17 protein-coding genes are annotated in these 23,507 nt (G+C 45.6%); 9 read left to right on the forward strand and 8 right to left on the reverse strand.

Going from position 1 to position 23,507, the window contains the following annotated elements; genetic code table 11:
- Nucleotides 1–5: 5 nt before the first annotated feature.
- Complete coding sequence (locus tag J7K63_05005) at nt 6–2,948, reverse strand: T9SS type A sorting domain-containing protein (GenBank protein ID MCD6234375.1); 2,943 nt, start codon at nt 2,946–2,948, stop codon at nt 6–8.
- A 156-nt stretch (nt 2,949–3,104) separates the two neighbouring features.
- On the opposite strand from J7K63_05005, the gene der reads away from it, so the two are divergent.
- Genes der through J7K63_05020 form a run of 3 tightly spaced genes read left to right on the forward strand, consistent with a single transcriptional unit; the run spans nt 3,105 to nt 6,534 of the window.
- Complete coding sequence (der, locus tag J7K63_05010) at nt 3,105–4,412, forward strand: ribosome biogenesis GTPase Der (GenBank protein ID MCD6234376.1); 1,308 nt, start codon at nt 3,105–3,107, stop codon at nt 4,410–4,412.
- The gene (locus tag J7K63_05015) at nt 4,412–5,932 is read left to right on the forward strand and encodes a T9SS type A sorting domain-containing protein (protein ID MCD6234377.1); all 1,521 of its coding nucleotides are present in this window, start codon (nt 4,412–4,414) and stop codon (nt 5,930–5,932) included. Before der ends, J7K63_05015 begins: the two co-directional genes overlap by 1 nt.
- Entirely contained in the window at nt 5,929–6,534 is a 606-nt protein-coding gene (locus J7K63_05020) for a YigZ family protein (GenBank protein MCD6234378.1), read from the forward strand. The genes J7K63_05015 and J7K63_05020 overlap by 4 nt, the downstream gene beginning before the upstream one ends.
- Before the next feature lie 185 nt (nt 6,535–6,719).
- Here the strand turns inward: J7K63_05020 and J7K63_05025 are convergent, their stop codons facing one another.
- From J7K63_05025 to J7K63_05055, 7 genes are all read right to left on the reverse strand, one after another.
- Nucleotides 6,720–7,490 carry a patatin-like phospholipase family protein gene (locus tag J7K63_05025; protein MCD6234379.1) on the reverse strand — a complete coding sequence of 257 codons (771 nt, stop codon included), beginning with the start codon at nt 7,488–7,490 and terminating at the stop codon, nt 6,720–6,722.
- A 22-nt stretch (nt 7,491–7,512) separates the two neighbouring features.
- The gene (locus J7K63_05030; protein MCD6234380.1) at nt 7,513–7,791 is read right to left on the reverse strand and encodes a hypothetical protein; all 279 of its coding nucleotides are present in this window, start codon (nt 7,789–7,791) and stop codon (nt 7,513–7,515) included.
- 63 nt (nt 7,792–7,854) lie between these two features.
- A complete protein-coding gene (locus J7K63_05035; GenBank protein ID MCD6234381.1) occupies nt 7,855–8,145 on the reverse strand; it encodes a hypothetical protein in 291 nt (96 codons plus the stop codon).
- 237 nt (nt 8,146–8,382) lie between these two features.
- Nucleotides 8,383–11,409, reverse strand: a complete 3,027-nt coding sequence (locus J7K63_05040; protein ID MCD6234382.1) for a T9SS type A sorting domain-containing protein — start codon at nt 11,407–11,409, stop codon at nt 8,383–8,385.
- A gap of 165 nt (nt 11,410–11,574) precedes the next feature.
- Complete coding sequence (locus tag J7K63_05045) at nt 11,575–12,057, reverse strand: hypothetical protein (protein MCD6234383.1); 483 nt, start codon at nt 12,055–12,057, stop codon at nt 11,575–11,577.
- Between the two features lie 74 nt (nt 12,058–12,131).
- The gene (locus J7K63_05050) at nt 12,132–13,148 is read right to left on the reverse strand and encodes a T9SS type A sorting domain-containing protein (GenBank protein ID MCD6234384.1); all 1,017 of its coding nucleotides are present in this window, start codon (nt 13,146–13,148) and stop codon (nt 12,132–12,134) included.
- Between the two features lie 144 nt (nt 13,149–13,292).
- On the reverse strand, nt 13,293–13,535 hold the full coding sequence (locus J7K63_05055; protein MCD6234385.1) for a hypothetical protein: 243 nt from the start codon (nt 13,533–13,535) through the stop codon (nt 13,293–13,295).
- A gap of 636 nt (nt 13,536–14,171) precedes the next feature.
- Here J7K63_05055 and J7K63_05060 point away from each other — a divergent pair.
- The 6 genes from J7K63_05060 (at nt 14,172) to J7K63_05085 (ending at nt 23,479) form a co-directional block, all read left to right on the forward strand.
- Entirely contained in the window at nt 14,172–16,478 is a 2,307-nt protein-coding gene (locus tag J7K63_05060; protein MCD6234386.1) for a TonB-dependent receptor, read from the forward strand.
- Nucleotides 16,475–17,425, forward strand: a complete 951-nt coding sequence (locus J7K63_05065; protein ID MCD6234387.1) for a DUF4249 family protein — start codon at nt 16,475–16,477, stop codon at nt 17,423–17,425. The genes J7K63_05060 and J7K63_05065 overlap by 4 nt, the downstream gene beginning before the upstream one ends.
- An 89-nt stretch (nt 17,426–17,514) precedes the next feature.
- Nucleotides 17,515–18,186, forward strand: a complete 672-nt coding sequence (locus J7K63_05070; GenBank protein MCD6234388.1) for an MBL fold metallo-hydrolase — start codon at nt 17,515–17,517, stop codon at nt 18,184–18,186.
- The gene (locus J7K63_05075) at nt 18,183–19,040 is read left to right on the forward strand and encodes a DUF89 family protein (protein MCD6234389.1); all 858 of its coding nucleotides are present in this window, start codon (nt 18,183–18,185) and stop codon (nt 19,038–19,040) included. Before J7K63_05070 ends, J7K63_05075 begins: the two co-directional genes overlap by 4 nt.
- A 192-nt stretch (nt 19,041–19,232) precedes the next feature.
- A complete protein-coding gene (locus J7K63_05080; protein MCD6234390.1) occupies nt 19,233–20,597 on the forward strand; it encodes an MATE family efflux transporter in 1,365 nt (454 codons plus the stop codon).
- A 161-nt stretch (nt 20,598–20,758) separates the two neighbouring features.
- Nucleotides 20,759–23,479: a T9SS type A sorting domain-containing protein gene (locus tag J7K63_05085; protein ID MCD6234391.1), complete on the forward strand. Its 2,721-nt coding sequence runs from the start codon at nt 20,759–20,761 to the stop codon at nt 23,477–23,479.
- Nucleotides 23,480–23,507 lie beyond the last annotated feature (28 nt).

Here is a 23,507-nt window from a genome sequence, read left to right on the forward strand (position 1 = left end):
CTCCTCTATTTCATATAGATCATTTTATGACTTTTCAACATACCCGAAGGAGTTGAAAGAGTATAAATATACACACCGGAACTTACCGGGACACCCCATTGATTCTGTCCGTTCCAGACGGCCTGATACCAACCGGCCCGGTGATTACGGTTGACCAGGGAGGTTACAAATTCTCCCCGGATGTTATAGATATTCAATTGAACGGGACCGGCTTCGGGTACGCCATATCGAATGCTTGTTTCCGGATTGAAGGGATTGGGGTAATTCTGGTCCAGTTCCCAGGTTTCCGGTATGGACGCAAGGGATTTATCAACAGAGGAAACATGTTCCAGATAGATGCCCACATTATCCAGAAGTACACCAATTAACTGGTTGCTGTCGTTGGAAACAAAACGGAAACGAATCCAGACTTTCTTCTCACCTGCATAATCATCCAGATTAACGGCCCGTTCTTTCCAGTTATTGTCAATACCGGAGAGGGAATCTTCCACTATCCAGTTAACGGAATCCGTACTGGCTTCCACATACAGAATATCCTGACCGGCCTCCGTCACATACCAGGCCCAGTATTTCAGAGCGACCACATCGGTCATACTCAAATCAAACCCCGGCTTGAATGTCAGTGTTGCATCCATATTCGGAAAGTACGGAGAGGTTCCACCGTTCACATGAGCTGTCCAGTATCCTTCATGGGCAGGAAATGTACGTGTCGTTCCCCAACCGCCGACGGTATCCCAGAAGGTTTTGACGGTTTCAAAATCATCCACCAGATTTCCCACACGCACCGTAGTTTTCAAAGTATCATTGTAATCATTGTAATCTTCAGTCAGATCCAGGGGATAGACGATAAAATCAAGAACGCCTGTTTCCATGGGTGTAATGGGTTTAAAGGTCACAACCTGAGACTCGCCGGGAGCTATGGATGCCAGTGTGGATGTATCGGCATAAAAGGGTTCCCCTGCCTTGGTGGCATAACAAACCATACTCATATCCGTTTCCGTGTTAAGGCCTATATTGCTCACCACTGTTCCGATTGTAATGGGAAAAAGGATGGATAATTCTTCCCCGGGAAGGGACAGGTCTTCCACAAAAATATCATGAGGCGGTTCAATCATATTGATATTGAGGTTGACAGCCCTGTAAAAATTGAGGGAATCATTTAAAAGTACCTCAATCTGTCCGTTATAAACCCCTGCCTTGAGTCCTCTCGAATCAACCGTCAGAATCACATCCCGTGATTCCCCGGGGTATAGCACACCATTCGCTCCCTGAGCGGTGATCCAGTTCACTTCTATCATCGTACCGGCAAAGCCTTTAGGAACAAATCCTTCCGCTTCTTCGCCTGTATTAATCAGGAGGGTGTTCCTGCCGTCGCTGATTTCGATATTATCAACCAGAAATCCCGTCAAAGACGGATCATCCGGTGTGGAATAAGCCTTATCAGAGGCAAAAGCAAAACGGATCATCACATTGGATGATTTATAGGCGGAGAGGTCAAATTCCACGGGGACCCATCCGTTGCTGGAACCGGCCCAACCGGCGATACCGGGACCCATCTTCCAGCCCTGATCGGGATGACCGAAACTCCACAGGCTTTCACAGGTGTAGGCTGGTGTTACAGGCTCCAGAACCTGCCAGGTGGCACCGCTATCAATCGATATCCATACATTGAGTCCATCCCAGCCGTCATAATCCGGATCATCGTTACCGGGTGCTTCCACATCCCATTTCCCCATAAACGTGAGTTTTGGGGTTGTGGTTGCGCTTAAATCCACGGAAGGAACATACAGGTACTGGAGAACACCATCTGTATACCCTCCAACGGTTTCGTCACCACACCACCAGGATGTGCCTTCATAGGCGTTAAAAGAGCTCACATGAAAATAGGGATCTGCGTTTTTACCACCGTAGATGAGTGAATAAAATTCTGCTACGTCACTGCTGATATTGGTGAATGTAATGGTATCACTCAACACATCCCCCACCGTCATATCGAGTTCAATTTCGTTTTCCGAAATTGCCAGAGCGTCTTCCGTCATACCGTTGTATACATACACGCCATTATATCCAAATTCCATATCATCCCAGGTGATGCGGAAATAACCGTCTTCCCCCCAGTTGGGGCCCCAACTGTTTTTCACAATCCAGTACTGTTCGGCATCATCCCAGCCGACAATCACCACGGCATGGCCTCCTTCATTGGTTTCGGAGACCCGTTTGTACACACCGCTCGTGTAATTATAAAAATCCGAATAGACCTGCATAGATACACTGAGGGGATGCTGATAAACCGCCTGTTTGATGTTGTCGATCAAGGGTTTTGAACCGGTCACATAGCCCCATCCCGGAAAGGTGAGAGCTTCACTTTGCCAATCCTCACAGGCATTGCTGCAGGGTGAATCATCGGCTTTATAGGGGAAACAGCTTTCAGAGGGAACTCCTCCCACATCCAGAATAAAATCAAGAGTATATCCCGTAAAGTACCCCTCGTTAGCCGTTGCTTCATCGTTGCAGGATATAAGAAACTGTTCTGAAAGGTCGATCATGGTGTCGGGATCGTTGGTTGTAATCCGATACCAGGATTCCAACTGACCTGCCGCCGAAAAGGCCCAGCAGCTACCTGCAGGATTCTGGTTCTTAACGGGTGTTACCCAGTTCCCGTTGTTATCCCGCCAGTCAAAATGAGACGGGAGATTTTCCACCTCAGGCAGATCTATTATTTGATCATCGATATTTTTTTCCCGCGGACCTGTTTCTCCCAGGAGTTGCCGTCGGGCTTCAGGACTCATTTTCGAGATTTCCGTTTCGCCGGCTTTCCAGTTGTAACCTGCTTCATCAATCGCTTTCTGAATTGCTTCCACAGACATTCCCTGTCCAAAAGCCAGGGACGTAAGGACCACAAGAAGCATGAAGGGTACAAAATGCCGGAAACTTGTGGAGTGCTTCATCGTTTCACCTCGTGTATTATCTTGGATACTTTGAGAATGTAAAAATTTTATACCGTGTTTGTCATCTTAAAAAGCGTTCAACTGTTTCAATTCATGCTTTTAGTGGGATAAACCCTGAAAAAATGATAATTTCCGGCAAATTGACAGGAGAAATCTATGGCAGCAACCGTTGCAATTGTGGGACGGCCGAATGTGGGAAAATCAACGCTTTTCAACCGGATTCTTCAGGAACGGAAGGCGATTGTGGATAAAACAGACGGGGTAACCCGGGACAGGGTCTACGCAAATGTGGAGTGGAGCGGAAAACATTTCACTCTGATCGATACGGGGGGGATTATGATTCATCCCAAAGATCAGATTGAAAACAACATCCGCAAACAGGCCCTCATCGCCATTGAAGAAGCGGATCTTATCCTCTTTTTGCTGGACGGCCCCACAGGAATTACTCATATAGACCATGAAATCGCACAGATTTTAAAACGTTCCGACAAAAAAATCCTACCGGTCGTAAATAAAATTGACGATGCAAAACATGAATCCATGATTTGGGAATTTCACAATCTCGGACTGGGTGAACCGCTCATGGTCAGTGCCCTTCTGGGTCGGGCAACCGGTGATGTACTGGATGAAGTGATCAAACATCTTCCTGATGAACTGCCCAGACAGGATCATGAACCGGATATCAAATTAGCCCTTCTGGGAATGCCTAATGCGGGAAAATCCACCATGGCCAACGCTTTTTTGGGCATGGAACGACACATTGTCACCGACATCCCCGGTACCACGCGTGACAGTGTTGACAGCACGTTCAAATATCACGGGAAATTGATACAGATTGTGGATACGGCAGGACTCCGGAAACGGACCCGCATCAGTGATTCCATTGAATATTACAGTCTGGTCCGCTCCAAAAAAACCATTGAGCACAGTGATGTCTGTATACTGATTGTGGATATTTCCAAAGGATTTTCCCGGCAGGATGTGCAGATTATCCGGGAAATTCAGGAACGGGGAAAGGGACTGGTTATTGCCCTGAACAAGTGGGATTTGATTGAAAAAGAGACCAACACGGCAGCGATGTATATAAAATCTCTCCATTTTGAATATCCCGTCTTAAAACATTACCCGATCTTTTTTATCTCTGCCCTGGAACGGAAGCGCCTGCTGAAGGTTCTGGATGAAGCCCTGGCCGTCAGGGAACGGTTAAATATCCGAATTCCCACATCGAATCTGAATGATGTCTTTGGCCGCATCATTGCCGGCAATCCGCCGCCGTCCGTCCGGAGTAAATACGGAAAAATCAAATATATCGCCCAGGTCCGTACCCGTCCTCCCCACATCGTTTTCTTTTGCAATGAGCCTTCCTGGATACAGGATCATTACAAACGCTTTCTGGAATCCAAACTCCGGGAGCTGTATGATCTCTCCGGCGTCCCCCTGAAGGTATCCTTTAAAAAGAAGTAATGCGGTACATCAGTAAACTTATCTTGATTTTTCTTCTGGCAGCGGCCCTCTACGGCGGTCCGGGACGATTGATTCCTCCTGCAAAAAGCGGTGTGAATCTGCGGCCGGACGGACTGAATCAGACATACAATTCACCGGCAGGACTTTTTGTCCTTCATTACACAAACACCGGAAACGACTCAGTACCCCAGGTTTACTCTACAGATACGGGTGTGCCGGATTATATACTCTACGCTGCCACTTACCTGGAAAGAGGTTACCGTTTGCTCAAAGATACTCTTAATTTGCCCTTGCCTCCGGTGGATGATATCCGGAATCCGGAAATTGATATCTACTTTCGCCACCTGGGGTATGGGGTATATGGGCAGACAACAGCAGAACTGTCTAAAGCATTGCCGGGACGCCCCAAAGCTTATACCGCTTTCTCAGAAATTCACCACACACTCACAGGTCCCGGATTTTTTACCGAGGGACTTGATGCTCTGAAAGTGACCTGCGTACACGAGCTTTTTCATGTATTTCAGGTGGGAATCGGCATCTGGAATTTAAACGAGGACATGTGGTTTTATGAAACCTCGGCCACTTGGATTGAAGAGCTTGCCTATCCGGATGTCAATGACTATTTCCAATATGTTGACCGGTATGTGAATAATTGGGGAAAATCTATCCATGATTACATATACGATAATGTCACCTGGCTCATCTTTTTAAATAACATTTACAAAGGAGAGGCTTCATCTGCCATCTGGAACGCCATTGCGGAACAATCTGTATGGCCTTCCATCACCGATTTTCTGATGGAAAAAAACAGTTCGCAGGGCTGGGCCGGTCATTTGGCTGCATGGGGCATGGAACATCTGTATGCCGATTATCTTCCCGAGTTATCTCACTTTGAGGATGGCGAAGCTTATTCCCCGCTCCTTTTCCCTGCAGGCAGTTTCAGAGCTTATTCCGTGATTGATTCGTTTACAATAGTGACCTATGGGGAGCCCTTCAGTTCTAGTTTCTACAAAATCCAGCATATTACAACACCCAGCATTCAACTGAGAATACTGAGTCCGGGAAACGTCTCGGGAAAAGCCTGGAGCTCCGGATCACACACCCGGTCGGTGGATCTTTCCCGGGAGTTTACAACTATCAGCGGTGCCGGTGAACCATGGGATCTGCTGATTGCCCTGGGAACGGATGAGGCTTACACGATCGGTGAACCTCTGCGAATTACCCTTGATATCCGGGAAGGAGAATCCTCCCTGTTATCCCTTTACCCCAATCCTGTCACAGATTCCCGGTTTGTGACAATCCGCTATCATCTCAAAGACGATTCTGAAAAAGGTATCCTGGATATGTATGATATTCTGGGACGGGAAATAAACAGTCTGAAGCTTTATCCGGAGGAAACCCGTGCCGGACTTCACACTGTGACAAGAAACATTCCGGAGACTCTTGCATCCGGTGTATATATCATGGTATTACGCTTTGACAATCATACTTTCCCGGCAAAAGTCACGCTGCTGAAATGAAATTCAAAACCATTAAAAAAAAAGTCCACACAAAATTCACGGAAAAGGGCAGCAAATTTATAGGACACGCTTTCCCCGTTTCATCGGAGGACGAGGCAGAAAGGGTTTTAAAAGAAGTCCGGAAAACGTATTACGATGCAACCCATAACTGTTATGCCTGGCGTGTGGGGACGGGCAAAGATGAGCTTTTTCGGTACAGTGATGACGGAGAGCCGTCGGGTACGGCGGGAAAACCTATTTTTGATATGCTGGATAAACACGGAGTCACCAACCTTCTTGTGGTGGTAACCCGGTATTTCGGCGGGACTAAATTAGGGACTGGCGGATTGGTGAAAGCCTATTCACAGTCGGCGGATCTCACCTTATCTGAAGCCCGGATCATCACCCGGGAAATTGGAATAAAAGCTCAAATTACCTGCACATACGAGGAACATCCCCACATCATGCGGATACTGAGCACATATCCTGTAATCCGCCTGAATCAGGAATTTACAGAAACGGTCCTGATAACGGTGGAAATTGACAAAACTCACCTGCCAAATCTTCAGCAGGATATTATAAATGCAACAGCGGGTAAAAGAGATTTGTTGGAAATTGGATGATTGGGGTGTTGTCAGTTGTCAGTTGTCAGTTCTCAGTTGTCAGTCACCAGTTCCCAAGTTCCAACGCCCGTTAATCAACGCAAACACCCCAGCCTCGAAGCGGCGCCAATTTTTAACTTCCAGCTTCCAACTGCTTAAAAATGTGAGATTGTACTGTAATTGTCTGCTTTAATCCAATTTCTCATTCAGAATTCAGCATTCAAAATTTCCTTTGCCGTTTCATATCCAATTTCAATCAATTCCGGTATTTGGTTCATGTTCACCCGGCTGGCACCGGAGAGGTTGGGAGTGATAAGAATATCAGCTTGATTCGTGTACATTCTGGAGGCATTGGTAATCATAAAATCAAAGGTATTCAAGAGGACTTCCACAATATTGTCCGGTTCCTGGATATAATGATGGGCAATCAGGTCCACGGCGATAATCATATCGGCTCCGAAATCCTGAAGGGGGGTAATGGGGACATTTTCCAGAACGCCACCATCCACAAGAAGGTGTCCTTCCCGTTTCACCGGAGCAAAAATTCCCGGAATGCAGGTGCTGGCCATCACGGCGGAGGCAATATCTCCCTCTTTCAAAATCACCTTTTCTCCATTGACAATATCGGTAGCGATCATAGCGGCCGGAATTTGAGCCTTTTCAAACGTGATATCCCCCAATGTTTCTTTTAAAAGTTTGCCCATCTTCTTATTGGACAGGAGTCCCATCTGGGGCAGGGAGATGCCGGAGACATCCAGCCATTTTAATCTTTTGGCAATCTCTTCAATTTCTTCCCAGGTTTTTCCGGCAGCGACAAATGCAGCAATAAAAGCACCGATACTGGTGCCGGATACAAAATCCACGGAAATATCATGTTCTTGCAAAGCCCTTAAAACACCGACATGTGCAGCACCCAGAACCGCCCCGCCACTCAGAGCAAGACCGATACGCTTTTTGCGTTTCTTAAAAATCCTCATGGTGCATCTCCCCTGTGTTTAACTAATGAGAGATTTCTCCATCAGTAAACAGGTAATTTTTCAGTTCTTCATCCCAGGCATCCATATTTCGCCGGAGCCATTCCAGCGTCATACATGCATGTTCAATTTCTTCATCCCGGTTATGTACCAAGATGTTTTTCAGACTTTCATCCTTTTCCACATCCACCCGCTGGTTGTACCAGTCCACCGCCTCAATTTCTTCTTTCAGACTGTTCAAAGCCCGGGTAATGGATTTTGCTTTTTCACTCAGTTTGCCTTCCGGTTCATGGTAATTGCTCATAATTACTCCTCTCTTGGGGTAAACTTAAATGATTTAGATACACACTTATCATTCTTTGATAAGTTAACCTTTTAAACTCTTAAAAATCCCGTCAAATGTATTGCCCAACGTTTTCCAGCTCTTTTCCAGTCCGTCTTTCAAATCATCCCAGGCGTTATCGCCGGATTCGCGGAGCTTACGAATTTTACCCTGGACCTTATCCCGCTGGTTTTTCATTTCCCGGATTTGTTTATCGTACTCCTTCCCGGCATCTGCTTTGACATTGCGAGCTTTTGCCTCCAGCTTTTCAATTTTGGCATCCCACTCTTTCAATTTGGCTGCCATTTTTTCGATGTAAACTTCCCGATCACTCATGGCATTCCCCTCTGTTTATACCTTTATAAAGTTTGTGCTTTTTAAAGGGGATTGGTTGCAATATAAAGTTTAAGAGTTGGGTAGTGTAATTTTCTTTCTGTAAAAAGGCTCAAAGTTTTTCAAATTCAGGAAAATATGATCATGAATGGTAGATGCTCCCTTTTTCAAAACATGCCAGGCTATTTAGCAATGACAGATGCAAACCTCCCTGAAAAAATGAGTTCCCCATAAGATTCATTATTTAACAACCATCATCTTTATCCCGGAAGAAAATGCTCCGGACTTTAAATGACAAACATAGAATCCGGAACTCACCGGAGTTCCGGACTGGGACCGGCCGTCCCATTGGACCGTATAAGTCCCTTCGGATTGAAATTCATTAATCAGGACGGCAATCCTGTTCCCCCGAAGATCGAAAATTTCCAGCTTCACATGATTGCCACGGGGAATCCCATAGCGGATAGATGTACTGGGATTGAAGGGGTTTGGATAATTTTGTGCAAGAAAATAATTCGAGGGAAGCCCTGCCTCCGTATCATCGACGGCCGACGGTTCAGCCTGAAGAAATGAAAGAATCTTTTCCATGAGGATGTTCCGCATGTTTGCAGGATACACCGTTTCGAAAGGAAATCCCATATATACAAGCTTACCAGGTACCGATCCTCCCGGAAAGAGTCCTTCAAAACTGACCCCGCCGATGGTATGTGTACTGACGTTTTTATACCGGATTACGTTTTCTCCCCCATTCACACCCGTCACTGCATCCGCCCATTTCACATTCAGCGTTCCATGGGTTCCGTTATCAAAAGTGATATTATGGATCCCATCAAATAATCCTCCCTCAATCCCTTCGGCACTGTAGTATGTCCCGGACACATTCCCCGGTGCATCAGCGGTATATTGGGCTTTCAAAAAATTCCGGAAAAAATCTTTATCGGTGGAAGAACCTTTGTAATCCAGGTCCCAGGCAATTTCCGCACCGGAAACAAAGAGCCTGCCCCCCGCCTGTAAGAAAGTCTTCACTTTTGCCTGTTCACCCGTTGAAAAGGTTTCATCCACCGTGGATTCATCCCCCAGAATATAATCCACCACCGTATATTCCCCCAGGTGGATAAGATCTCCCGTGACAGCCTCATTCGTGGCGGATACAAACGGCAATCCCAGTTCTTTGACGGCATGGGCATGATAACGGATAAAATCGCAGGTATTGCCTGTGGATGCCCGGTCAAACCCATCGATCAGGAAAATATCCGGTTCCAAACCGGGCACCGTGTACACGGCCAGGACCTCCGTTTCACCTGAGAGACCGGCACTGTTTTCAGCCTGAAGTTTAAAAAAAAGCAGGGTGTCCTGATTTCCCGTATTCAGAAGATACTCCGATGAACCAAATGATGCTGCGGACTGAAAGGAGAGTCCGTCCGGACTGCTATACAGGCGGTAGGAATCCACGGCCGGATCGGGTTTTACCCGAATTTTCACCATACCATCGGAATCTGTTGTGACTCCCCAGGATTTGGGTTTAGCCGGCAGGAATGCATCGGCGATATAGGTGGGCTGAAACATGGGACCCGTTTCATCGCTGAGAATTTTATAGAGAACCGGATCCCGAAGCACGGTTTTTATCTCCGTTGCTTCTCCATCAATGAGGACATTCCCATGAAGCAGCCGGATACCGTGACTGTAATCCACATAGGAGGCAATATGTCCGTTATAGAGGGGTTGCCAGGGCGTGCCGTCCGGTTTGTGCCAGCCGTAAATAACTACATGATTGGGACGGGATGGATCGGTAATCAGATTGCTGATCACCACATCCTTCTTCAAACCGCCCATAAGCTGTCCCAATTCCCCACCGGCAGCCAGGCGCAACGCTTCAATATCTTCGTTATGTTCAATAAAGCGTGAGACTTTCACACTCTCTTCGGACCATGGATAGGTCACCGGTTCCAATTTGACGTCCGCATTGACATAAATATGATCCACAAGCTTCCGTGTGGGCATGGAACCGCCAAAATGGTCAGCAATCCTCTGGGCGGTTATGGGTCCCATGGGAATCCGGCAAAAATCCTCATCCGACCCGATAGCCAGGTAATCGGGCATCACCTGATAAGAAACATCGTGACTGACGCCATTGGCATCGGTAAATATTGTTTCCACGGTTTTCAAACCCCGGAGGAAGTGGGGGATATTTCCCGTGAATATTTCATCCCGGATAGCTTGTTCCCGATCTTCAAAAGACATATTCAGGATTGATTGCATAAATTCCGAACCGGTTTTGGCATCCTCGGACCGGAGGGGAATTTGGAGTCCGGTGAATTGGTATTCCTCAGTCTGAATCCAATCCGTATAGGCCCTGTCCCCATAGTAGATATAATCCTGATTTTCCTCCGCCGTCCCCGTCAGCATCCCGTGGATAAATCCGTTTTTTTCCACCTGGACCGTATGGAGTATGGCCTGTGCGGGATTCTTTTTGAGAATAAAGCGAAGGCGGCCGTCCAATGCCGAATGACGGATAAAATCCTCATCTTCGGAAGTCGTAAAAGAAAAGGAATCCGCCATATACCGCTGCATGATGCGGCTCCGGTACCAGGTGCCGCCTGTGGGCGAAACAATGGGTTCACCGTTGTACAGGGCCACGCTGTCGTTATAAGCGATTACGGTTAAATAACGGTCCGGTGCCGAATTCAGCCATTCAATCATTTTATCACCGTAACTGTGTTCATAGCCATAATTGCTGTCCAGAAAGAGAATCCGTTTTACATCACCGGGGATTGCTGATACACCATCCATAAATGAGAACGTAAAGCGTCCGCCGCCGCTGTGTCCCGTCAGGATAATAAATGGATCCATGGATTTAAAACAGGTTTTCAGATAATCTGTCAGATTCATTATGATGTCCGCATGGTTGGGGTGCAGACTTTTCCAGGCAGGCCAGCTTTTTTGGGATGTTTCCAGATAGACCACCACAAGATTGTAGCCGGAGATTTTCCGGCGGAGAAAACGGGTCTGGGCGCCGATGTGCTGAATATCATAATGCCAGTCGTCCCCGGCCTCCATCTGTTTTCCCACCGTTTGTTCAATCGTATTTCCGTTGGGCAAAGCATAGAGTACCAGTCCCACCGGTTTATTCGTATCAAAACTGTCCGGACAGGCAGCATTGATGTGGACGCGGATATCGGGGGCATAGGAAAAAGTGATCACCTGTTCGTTAAAAGCAGGACTGGGGAAAAAGCCCGGGAGAAGTCCATTGACCGACTGTCCGACCAAAGGTCCTCCCACGAACATCAAACAAAAAATAAAAAAGACCCGCCGATTCATTCTCATTGTTTTACTCCATTCTGACTATTTCAAAAGGTATACTATTAATTTATAGACTTATTAGCACCTTTGCTAAGTGATTCATGGGATTACAGGTTCATGTACATTTATAATTTAAAATGCGATATCAAAGTCCCGTTCCGGCATAAAATTTTCCCAAAGCCAGTGGTATATTTTTTTATTTCCACGAATGTATAATGTATCCGGCGAAATGGAAAATTCCCGGATGGAGAACTCGGTATCTGTGATCAGGGTAAATGACGCTTTTTTCAGGGGCTTATGCCAGGATTGTGTGCTTGTAAGGATGTATCGTGCCTGATTGGACTGAAGTTCCTGGGAATAGGCAATAAGGACGGGGGTTTTATCGCTGATATACACTGGAATGAGAACCGAAGCAGAATCTTTAACCCAGCGATATTCCAAAGATGTGTGATTACGGAGTTCTGAAACATGGACATCCGTTACCTTTCCGTAAATCACAGGATCGGGAAAGGGGTACCGGATTAAATAGGTTCCGGCTTTGTCTGCACTGAAATAATAAATCCCCTGTACGGAGAATTTTCCCTCCCGAAGTTCGAAAGTCAGATCTTCTTCCACAAACGAAAGTCCCCCCTGCCCTGAACATAGCGCATATATCCAACATAAAAGAAAGACAGTACGACAAAAAACGGTCATTTAATGATCTGCAGTTTATGTGTAGACACAATGCGGGAAGCCCGGTTCAAAACCAGCAAATACACACCCTGAGACAAATGGGCACAATCATAGGGAAAAATCCCTGAGCGGGGTGTAAGGACATCCACTCGTTGGCCACGGATGTTATAGACGAAGAGGGATAAACCGGAAAGATTATCTTCACAGGGATCAATGGATAAGGTGGTCGTGTTCCGGGCGGGATTGGGATAGGATTTCAGGGTTATGGCAAAGGGCATGGCGAACTGCGGGCGGCCTTCTGTTGATGCCGGGGCCTGAATGAAATCCACCCGAAGACTGTCACCTTCCTCAATATCAAAAACCCGCTCCTGGAAAGTCACTTTTTCAACATGGCTGGTTGAATCAAAAAGAAATAATTCATTGATCACATAAGTTCTGGCCAGAAGATTCCCTTCAAAAAATCCCAACTCGTCAGTCTCAATAAAACCCTGACTTCCGTAATAAATCCTGAAATTCCGTTTTGCTATCGGTTCCTGATCTTTATTATACATGTAACCGTAAATTTTACCCAGGGCACCGGCATAATCATTCTCGTAACCCAATGTCGGTGAATTGTCCTTATAACAGATGGACGTACCAATCCAACTGTTGATTGACTGTCCCTGACGAAGATTGTAGACTGTTGAACCGGGGTAATCACCAAAGACAATGCTATCTGTCATGGAATAACCAGATACGTAGTAGTAAATGCTGAGATAATCTCCTGATCTGTTAATGTCAAGGGGTCTGTCCAGACTATCCTTTGTTACTATAAAATAACGTGTCGTATCATACTGTGTAATTTTTGCCATACCATCTGAGGAATGAAGGAAAATGCTGTCCGGCGGCATGCCATGGATTTCCTGATAAATCTCCAGAACCCAGTCCCCCGATTCATCAAAATAAAGTTCTGAAGGTATGGCACCTACCCAGATGGGATTCGCGGAAAGGAACACGGCAGCCAACAACCATATAATAAAAAACGTTCGTTTCATGGTATCAACCCTCATAATCTCATACCCTGTATAATCAAAGTACATGGAAAACAATCTTAATTCAAGGGGGTTTTTATTTTCTTTCCTACCGGCCGGATGAAGCAAAAAATTTGCCTGTTCCGACTATGATTTCAATAATAAGACTTATACGAGGATTAATAGGGCGATATAGGGAAACAGGCAAAAAACGATAAAGAGTGTTTTGTAAAAGACCATAACGGCATAGATGATACTGTTAAAAGATTCCCGGGACAACGAATACCAGCAGTTGTGCAATTGATAGACCCAATCCCCCAGAAACCTGAAAATCAACGCTGCAAAAATCAGTCCCCCCGCGTTAAGGATCGTACACCACATAAAAAAATCCCTGAGCATCAACAGATCCATGGCTGTCCCCCTTTTTTAATGATTCTGTTTTATAATACGGACCTGCAGGGTGTTATTCAATTCTTTTCATCATTGGATCCTTTTATAAATCTCAGATCCGCCATAATCGTGAAAAATTCTCACTTGTATGAATCACCCTTCAGGTATACCCCATTGAAAAACATCCAAAAATTCATTTTTCAATTTTCTGATATGAGTCATTGAATTATCCCCATCAGAAAAATATACAGGGTAATTATTTTTGATACCGAGAGGTTTCTTTTAACGGGTTGTTTAAAATGTATTTGCGGGCATATTCCAAACCATGTTTATTACGGATAATGCATTCATAATAATTGCGTTGCCATAATTTTTTATCAAACGGCGGCCAATTATTAATTTTTACATTTTTAATATAATCATTGATTGACATCGTTTTAAACCATTGAATAACACGATGTGGGGGTAAACTTTCATAAAATATATTTTTGATACAATGTATGGTATAAAAATCTGGCAAACATTTCGCAAGTCCATATTTCAACCTTTTAGATATGAATAATTATGTTAAATTTTATGTAATGATAATATTCAATCCCAAAAGCCATAAATTCTGATATGAGAAGAATTTTACTTATCCGGAGTCTTTTTCTATTCATGGTGGGATCCCTTCAGGCGGCCAATATCAGCGGGTATATCACGGCAGTTAAAACAGGTGAGCCGCTGAGCTATGCGAATATTATTCTTGTGAGAACGGATTACGGTGCGGCCACATCAGTCCACGGATATTACGTAATAACGGGGATCCCCCCTGGAGAATACACCCTTCGGGCAATGATGATGGGATATGCCACACGGGAGATACCTGTTCGCCTGACTCCGGATGAGAATCTCCGTATTGATTTAAGTCTGGATGTGTCGGTGATTCAGGGTGAAACGGTAACGGTCACGGCAGAACGGACCCGTTTTGAAAACAAGGTGGATGTGAGCCGGCTGAACCTGAATCTCCGGGAGATAAAATCCGCACCGGCTTTTATTGAAAGTGATGTCTTTCGCAGTCTTCAGCTTCTGCCGGGAATTACTTCCCGGAACGATTTCAGCGCCGCCCTGATTGTCCGCGGGGGGAGTCCCGATGAAAATCTCATTCTCCTGGACGGCAGCGAAGTGTATAACCCTTATCATATTGGAGGAATTTTCAGCACCTTCAATGCCGATGCCATCGCCGGTGCCGAATTCACGGCAGGAGGTTTCACACCGGAATTCGGTGGAAGACTGAGCTCGGTCCTGGAAATCAACACCCGGGAAGGTGATTCAAAGAACGGCCGTTTTTTCAAAAACACCATCCTGGGACCCTATTTCGATATCAGTCATATCAGGGGTGAAGTGAACATTCTCAGTTCTAAAATCCTTCTGGAAGGTCCTCTTTACAAGGGGAGCTGGCTTCTCAGCGGACGACGTACCTATTTTGACGTACTTGCCGGACTCTATAACCGGATAAAAAACGATCCTCAGAACTGGCAGTATTACTTCGGAGATCTGCAACTCAAAATCACCCGGAAACTCAATGACACAAACCATTTGACCTTCAACAGTTTCGGCGGACATGACGTACTGGCATTCACACTGGAACCCGGTTCCGACAACGAGATCAATTTTGACTGGGACTGGGGAAATCGGACAAACAGTCTGAACTGGCGATGGGTACCTAATGCCTTGATCTATAACGAGCTCATTCTCAGTCGTACCGATTATCTTTTTGATGTGGACCTGTCATTTACCCAAATAGACAGTGCCGGACGGAAGGCTGAAACCCGGATTTTGGTGGACAACTCCGTCTATGATTTTACACTTCACAATAATCTGACTCTTTTTGCAGGACCGGCACACCAGGTAAAAACCGGGATCAGTCTGAAATTTCTGGAAATGGGCCTGGATTTCAACCTGGATGGAACATCCCTGCTGCAGGTGGGGAACAAACCTTATATTATAGAAGCCTACCTTCAGGATCAGTGGAAAATCAACGTACGCCTGACATTTCAAGGAGGAATCCGTCTGAGTAAATATGAACCCCATGACCGTCTATATTTTCAACCCCGGTTCGGTTTTAAATATAATCTGACGGAAAACTGCAAATTCAAATTCAGTACCGGGCGGTATCATCAGTTTATTTTTACAACCAATGATGACAATGAAATTCTTCGGGTCGTGGATTTTTGGGAACCGGTCCCGGCGAATCTTCCTGTCCAGGAGAGTCTGCACACTATTGCGGGACTTGAGCAGTGGCTGGGTGAAGGTTTTACCTTTTCATTGGAGGGATACTACAAAGCCTATCCATCCGTTTTGGACGGGAATCCCAACAACGATCCGTCCGATGATACCGATGATTTCATTGCCGGATCAGGATATGCCTACGGCGGTGAAATCCTCCTGAAACGGGAACGGGGCAGACTCACAGGCTGGATCGGATATGCCTATTCACGGGTCTATAAGCACATCGATCTGAACCAGGACGGCATCATCTCCCGGCAGGACGGCGAAAAATTCCCCCTGAAGTACGATACACCTCACCGTGTAAATATCCTCCTGAATTACCGTCTGAGCGACAAAAGCAATCTTTCCTTCAATTATGTATTCCAGAACGGCCAGCGATATACACCGGTTGTGGCAAAAGTCTTTCACCGAAGCGGATTTACAGATCTCCTGAATCCCTATGGAAATCTGAGTACACTCAACGGAAAAACCAATACTGCCACATTTCCCAACTACATCCGGGCAGACCTGGGCTATGCGCGGGATATAAATTTTTGTGGAATATCCGGCACATTCAAAATCCAGATTATCAATGTCAGTAATCATTTCAATATCCTCATGTACAACTGGGATCACGGTGAGAGTCCCAGCCGGGTAACAGCTTTGGGAATGTTCCCGTTAATCCCTTCCATGGGGCTGGAGTTTGAATTATGAAGAAGCTCATTCTGCTGATCACTATGCTGACTCTGTTCACCGCCTGTGAAAAACAAATCAGCATCACGGAGTTTTCCGAATTTTACGAAAATTATGAACCCGAACTCCGGGTTGAAGCCTTTCTGGATGCAAGTACTCCCATGAGCAGTCTCGTCATGGTGGATCGGAGCATTCGCATAGACGACACGGAAATCTTCAGCGATATTGACGAAGAAGCCACCTGGCAGGATTCGATTGAACGGATCAGCAGGCAACTGGCAGACAGCACGGCATTGGTGTCCATAAAAAATCTTAAAACCGGAGATATCATTCCTTTTTTATGGGTATGCAGTGCCGATTCTTTTCAATATAGTTTCTGGAAAGATGAAACATCAATTCTTCCGGACAGCTTTGTGACGCACCATTATGGCGGATTTAAACCGGCTGTTCCTTTTCAGGTGGATTTGAACAGCGAGTATGAATTATCAGTGATCAGTACTGCTTATGGAAAAACAATCACAGCCCGGACCCGTCCTGTCCCGCCGGTTCAACTATTAAACCTGGATTTCACACAACATACGGGGGATACCCTGTATTATACCTTTGGAGAGGAAAATACTTTGTACTGGCTTTCGGACACCAGCGCTACATCTTATTATATCACTCTGTACGGATATATCCCCGACGGGCGGGTTCTTATCAATTCCAATTCGGGATTTTCACTGGAAACAGACGACATTAACTATCCCGGTTATACTCTTGGATTTACCTTTTTCCCGCCCTTTTTAACGGAAGGCCGGTATGAATTCACCATCCGTGCCCTGAATGCTGATCTGTCCCGATATTATGTTTCTTCCCTGCCTGTAAACAACTCAAAAGTCAGCAATCTTCGGGACCAGAACGGCAACCCGGTCATGGGAATATTCGGAAGTTACAGCTCGGTTGAGAAGGTCCTGATTATCCGCTGAATCGCCTCTCAGGATATGAATTGTAATTTGGATTACAAGTTATATTGCCTAGATTTAAAGGCATTTAAAAATACAGGACACATAATCTCATGAAACACGTTTCATTATACATTGTATACGACAATACCAGCCGGCAAAAAGATTTGACAGCCGATTGGGGATTTTCTGCAATCATCGAAGCAGGGAAAAAACATATTTTGTTTGATACGGGATCGGACGGACAGATCCTGCTGCAAAACATGGAACGGATGGGGATAGATCCGAAACAAATTGACACCGTATTTATCTCCCACCACCATTTCGACCATACCGGCGGACTGGCAACCTTTTTACATGAAAACCCCGATGTCCGGGTGTTTGTCCCTAAATCCCTCCGCGGTGTAAAGCGTGCAAAGGAAGTTATCCATATCGATGAAGCCTGTACCATTGATGACGGGCTCCATTCCACCGGCGAGTTAATGGGCATCGAACAATCCCTGATTATTGAAACGGACGCCGGTTTACTACTGATTGCAGGCTGTTCCCATCCCGGACTTGAACATATTATACCGGTTGCGGAAAAATATGGCCACATCCATGCCTTAGTTGGGGGATTTCACGGTTTTAAACAGTATGAGGTACTGAAAAACATCGACTTCTTATGTCCTACACATTGTACACAACATATCGCAGAAATAGCCGGCCGGTATCCGAAGAAATATATTGAAGGCGGAGCCGGCACCCGGTTAATATTTCCCATGAAAACAGGATTGCAAACATGAAGACTTTTTTAAACTGCATCCCGTGTTTTGTCAACCAGGCTCTGCGGGCCGGGCAGATGATCACGGACGATGAAACAAAACTCAAGGCACTTCTGGACCGTATCGGGTGCCGGATTAAAGATATCCCCATGGATCACACCCCGCCGGAAATGGGTTTAATCATTTATGATGAAATCAGCAAAATCACAGGAATTGATGATCCCTATAAAGAGCAAAAAAAAACGCATATCGCCGAGGCAAAGCGCCTTTATCCTGAGTTAAAGGATCTACTGGAAAATTCTGAGGATCCGTTACTGACGGCTGTACGAATCGCCATTGCCGGCAATGTGATTGATCTGGGTATGGACAAAGATTTTCATATTGAAAGGGATTTGAATATCATCCTGGAACAGGATTTTGCCATCTGTGACATGGATGCTTTCAGAAATGTTCTGGAGAAGGCAAAGCATATTTTGTATCTGGGAGATAATGCCGGTGAATCGGTTTTTGACAGACTTTTAATTGAAACGTTGCAGAAACCAGTCATCTATGTAGTCCGGGGGCGCCCCATAATCAACGATGTGACCGAGGAAGATGCTATTGCCTCCGGATTACACAAAGTGGCGGAAATCATGTCATCCGGATCGCCTGCTCCATCCACAATATTGCCATTGTGTACTCCTGATTTTATCCGGCGATTCAATGAAGCAGATATGATCATCAGCAAAGGACAGGGAAATTATGAAGGCCTTTCCGAAACAGACCGTCCCGTCTTTTTTCTTCTGAAAGCCAAATGTCCAGTCATTGCCCGCGATATAGGCGTCCGGGAAGATGATATTGTGTTGAAATATGCGCTAAAAGAGTCCTACATGTAAAATTCCAGTGAAACCAGGACCAATCATAAATAACCGAATTGCTGATTCGTCCAATTCAATATTTTCTTTATTAAAAGCAAAGAAAATTGCATAAAATTCCCGGAATTTTTAGTTTGAATTTAAAAATTTTTACTTATATACTGGACAGAATTCAGCATCATGTTTAAACAGAGACAGAAATACTGAGGCAGCATGAAACGGCGGAATAAAGATCTCAGCGAAGGCAATATCAAAAAACAGCTTTTCAATCTGGTATGGCCCATGCTTTTCGGGATGGCGGGCATGGTCATTTTCAATCTTGCAGATACTTATTTTATCGGCAGGCTGGGGGTACAGGAACTGGCTGCCATCAGCTTTACTTTCCCTGTCGTTATGTTTATTAACAGTCTGTCTCAGGGCATTGGCATCGGGACCAGTTCACTTATATCCAGACATATCATTGTCGCAGAGCGTCATGCTGTAAAAATGATGGCCAGTCGGGCATTGTTGCTTGGTTTTCTGATTGTGCTGCTTTTTGTCATCCCAGGACTCTTTACTATCCGTCCCCTTTTCACGGTTCTGGGAGCAAAAAACATCATTCTTGGCTATGTAGGTGATTATATGAAAATCTGGTATCTGGGCGTGCCTTTCGTGGTTTTCCCGATGATCGGAAACAATATTGTCCGTGCCACCGGCGACACCTTTATGCCGGGTATGTTGATGTTGAATTCTGCCATTATCAATGTAATTCTGGATCCACTTTTGATCTTTGGATACGGCTTTTTCCCCCGGATGGGCATCCGTGGAGCCGCCCTGGCCACGGTCATTGCCCGGAGTGTGAGCTTTGTATTCATCCTGATTATTTTGATCAGACGAGAAAAACTTTTAACTGTTCGATTGGGACGATTAAGAGAAATTCTGGCGACCTGGAAAAAAGTCTTGTATGTAGCCGGACCCGCATCTTTGGGCATGTTAATCACACCCCTTTCCATCGGTTTGATCACCCGTATCCTGTCCGGATTCGGCAAGGAAGCCGTAGCGGCTTTCGGTGTTGCATCCCGGGTTGAAATGTTTGCCCTGACGGTCATTGCCGCCCTGGGATCGGTGTTGATTATATTTATCGGACAAAATTACAGTAAACATAAATTCAACAGAATCTTTTCAGCCCTTCGCTATGCCTTGGGATTCTCTATGATCTGGGGAATCCTGATTTTCCTGATTCTGCTTCTTTTCGGCCGGAATATAGCCGGTATCTTTACAGACGACCCCCGGGTTATTGCCATTGCCGCCAGCTTTTTTTTCATCGTGGGTTCCAGCTACGGCTTTCAAGGACTGGTTATGCTGAGTACTTCCAGTTACAACGGATTGAACCGTCCCTATCCCGCAGTTTTCTTTTCTATGCTGCGGATGCTCTTTCTCTATGTCCCCCTCGCCTGGATCGGGGCAACTTTCTATGCATTGAAAGGGGTTTTCTGGGCAGGATTTACAGCAAATATCATTGCCGGCACCTTATCCTATGCCTTCCTGTATCACTGCGTAAAAAGAATTGAAAGACAGATTGACGGATCATGCTTTTAAAAACATTATAAAGTGAAAAGAATTCCATCTATAACAGATCAAACAATCTTTATTGTACCGACTTTATGTTACCCGATTCCGCCATTTTTTTTCATTTATTTTGTTTCCTGAGAAATTTCCTTAAATTTTTTAATTAAATAATCAGGGAAAGGGAAAGCCTCATGATAAAAAAATATCTTATTCTGCTTCTTTTATTCTTTGGAATTCTGTATCCTGGGTCCGCGTCGGAAAAGGGAAAGGTTTATTTGGTGATCGGATCGGACACATCCATCTGGGAAGGTCTCAGTATTTCGGTATATGACAATCGTTATTTCCGGGGCGCTCTATATGCCGATCCTGCGAGAAACGGATATGCGGTGATGGATACATCCTTCCGGTATCAATTGCGGGATTCGTATGGAACCCCCATGAAAATGACATGGTGGATGATGGCCGGCAATGTCTTTCACCTCTCCAGAAACTGTAATATCCCCATCCGGAACAATATCACGCTCTACCTGATGAAAAAGTACCATCAGGAGGCTATTGATCACTATGATGACCAACTAACTCTTCACTATCACAATTATCATTGGTCCGATGTGGACGGCGATGGCATTTACTACTACAATCAGGGGCTGGATTTTAACCTGAATCTGGATGATTATGAACACACTCTGAATACATTTCTTATTGAGGATGACGTTTTCCCAATCTCTTTCCGAAGTGGCTGGCACTATATGGACAATGCCTGGCAGGCCTATCAGGAACGGTTCATTCCCTTCGACATGTCCAACGCTTATCCCGCCAAAGGCGGGGACTACAACGAGCCAACCAACAACATTATCGACTGGTCCGAATCCCCTTCCGCATTTGTGCCCTATCACCCCAACGCAGACAATTATCAGATCGAGGGAGACCTGAATCAGTGGCGTCTCCGGTCTGTATGTTTCACCAGTATAGACAGAACACGGCAGGAGATGGAAACCATGTTTCAGGAAGCGGCCAACGGGAATGATCAGATGGTCTGCCTCTGGTCCCACCTGCCTCAAACCGATTTCCTGTACGGGTTGGAAAAACTGAATGAATTTGCCCATGAATTTGCCGATCAGTACGGTGTGGAATTCAAATACTGTAAAGATACCGAGGCCATGCGCCTGTGGATCAATCCCGACGACACCGTCCCGCCTGTTTTGACTGTTGATGAAATTGTTGAACCGGACGGAATCAGGTTCGCCATTGAAACTGACGGTCCCGTCTTTCAGGTTGAGGAACCCTATATCGCTATAAAGACGATTTACGAAACCTATAAACGCCTGTCCTGTACAATTACGGGTGAAAACCAGTGGGAAACCATTGACCCCATCCCAGCCCATCATCTTGCCAAAGTCTCTGTTGCCGTCTGTGATAGTGTGGGAAATCAGTCCAAGGTCCATCTGAATTATGTCCCCGATGATCTTTTCATCGATAACGAAGATCCGGTCTTCCAGGAAATATCCGGTACCTGGACAAACCACGTCAGCGGCGAATTGTGGGACCTCTCCGCCCGGAAAGTCCAGGGTCCCGGTTCGGTGCAAATTATACCGGATATTAAAGAATCCCGTATGTACAGCATCTTTTTCCATGGCCCCGGCAGTGATACGGATTCGGCACGGTGTATTGTACAAACCGGCACCGTTGCAGACACGATTCTTTTTACAACCCCGCTGAAAGGTACGGATGCCTGGCAACATGCAGGTTTTTTTGAACTGAATGAAGGGACAGGTAATACCATTACCTTCGAAAATTTGTCAACAAACAAGACACTGGGACTGGACGTTGTAAGAATTACTCCTTTGGTCGCGGATAAATTTTTCAAAACAGACCACGAAGTACTCACATTTGGAGAAATCAGCGCACAGGACTCGGTTGAAAAGGTGATTACGTTAATCAATGCAGGCAAAGATGTCATGACTGTTTTATCGGCTTCATGGGATGGAGATAAAATTTCCCTTCCGCTTAGCTTCCCCCTCACACTGGGACCCATGGAAAGCCGTGAAGTCCCGGTGATTTTCTATACGGACGAATTTTGCAGCTACTCTGATACCATTACAATTAAAACCGATGATCCACTGCATCCGATGGTGAAAATTCCCGTCAGTGCCAATGCCATGTCTTTTTTCAAACTGGTGGATAATGAAGATCCCGACGGATATGCTGAATACGGAAACGGCTGGTTTACGAGTGTTGCCACAGCTTACGGCCCCACCAGTCGATGTGTTTATATTTCATCCAATGGGAATGCCAGCTATAAACATGCCGATTTCACCAAAACCCTTTCCTTCAGTGGAACCTATGATATCCAGTATATTGTTCCCCGAACCGTCAATGCCCACAACCGGGCGGATTATATCATCATGGTTGACGGTGCTCCCCGGGATACCTTTGTCGTGGATCAGAATCAGGGCAGTGGATCCTTTGTATCCATTGGTGAATATGATCTGCCCAAAGACCTTTCCATCACCCTTCGTATTCAGGATAACGGAGGAAACACAAACCCGAACAGTGTTCTCCGGGCTGATGCTGTCAAATTTCTTCTTGTGGAAGAAAAATATGTTTCAGGAACGGAGGATCCTGAAATTCCCCGTGAATTCAGTCTGTATCAGAATTATCCCAATCCCTTCAACCCTTCAACCCACATTACCTTTGATCTGCCGGTCCGTTCACCGCTTCGTCTGACGGTTTACGACATTACCGGCCGGATTGTGAAGGAATGGCATTTCATCGATCATGAAGCAGGTCGTCATGAAATCCTCTGGAATGGAACAAACCAGTTGGGGCAATCCATTTCCACGGGCGTTTACATTCTCCGGATGAAAACGGATGGGTTTACGGATACCCGGAAGATGATTTACATGAAATAGAAGCTGGATGCTGGCATCCCGATACGTC

The organism is Candidatus Neomarinimicrobiota bacterium (assembly GCA_021157965.1).
In the GTDB taxonomy this organism is placed as follows: Bacteria; Fidelibacterota; Fidelibacteria; order Fidelibacterales; family Fidelibacteraceae; genus Fidelibacter.

What these genes read in the sequence shown, in the direction of transcription:
- J7K63_05020 (MCD6234378.1), top strand. Translation starts at nt 5,929, where the DNA reads ATGAAATTCAAAACCATTAAAAAAAAAGTCCACACAAAATTCACGGAA.
- J7K63_05065 (MCD6234387.1), top strand. Translation starts at nt 16,475, where the DNA reads ATGAAGAAGCTCATTCTGCTGATCACTATGCTGACTCTGTTCACCGCC.
- J7K63_05070 (MCD6234388.1), top strand. Translation starts at nt 17,515, where the DNA reads ATGAAACACGTTTCATTATACATTGTATACGACAATACCAGCCGGCAA.
- J7K63_05035 (MCD6234381.1), bottom strand. Translation starts at nt 8,145, where the DNA reads ATGAGTGATCGGGAAGTTTACATCGAAAAAATGGCAGCCAAATTGAAA.
- J7K63_05085 (MCD6234391.1), top strand. Translation starts at nt 20,759, where the DNA reads ATGATAAAAAAATATCTTATTCTGCTTCTTTTATTCTTTGGAATTCTG.
- J7K63_05080 (MCD6234390.1), top strand. Translation starts at nt 19,233, where the DNA reads ATGAAACGGCGGAATAAAGATCTCAGCGAAGGCAATATCAAAAAACAG.
- J7K63_05075 (MCD6234389.1), top strand. Translation starts at nt 18,183, where the DNA reads ATGAAGACTTTTTTAAACTGCATCCCGTGTTTTGTCAACCAGGCTCTG.
- J7K63_05060 (MCD6234386.1), top strand. Translation starts at nt 14,172, where the DNA reads ATGGTGGGATCCCTTCAGGCGGCCAATATCAGCGGGTATATCACGGCA.
- J7K63_05030 (MCD6234380.1), bottom strand. Translation starts at nt 7,791, where the DNA reads ATGAGCAATTACCATGAACCGGAAGGCAAACTGAGTGAAAAAGCAAAA.
- J7K63_05015 (MCD6234377.1), top strand. Translation starts at nt 4,412, where the DNA reads ATGCGGTACATCAGTAAACTTATCTTGATTTTTCTTCTGGCAGCGGCC.
- der (MCD6234376.1), top strand. Translation starts at nt 3,105, where the DNA reads ATGGCAGCAACCGTTGCAATTGTGGGACGGCCGAATGTGGGAAAATCA.
- J7K63_05025 (MCD6234379.1), bottom strand. Translation starts at nt 7,490, where the DNA reads ATGAGGATTTTTAAGAAACGCAAAAAGCGTATCGGTCTTGCTCTGAGT.
- J7K63_05055 (MCD6234385.1), bottom strand. Translation starts at nt 13,535, where the DNA reads ATGGATCTGTTGATGCTCAGGGATTTTTTTATGTGGTGTACGATCCTT.
- J7K63_05005 (MCD6234375.1), bottom strand. Translation starts at nt 2,948, where the DNA reads ATGAAGCACTCCACAAGTTTCCGGCATTTTGTACCCTTCATGCTTCTT.
- J7K63_05050 (MCD6234384.1), bottom strand. Translation starts at nt 13,148, where the DNA reads ATGAAACGAACGTTTTTTATTATATGGTTGTTGGCTGCCGTGTTCCTT.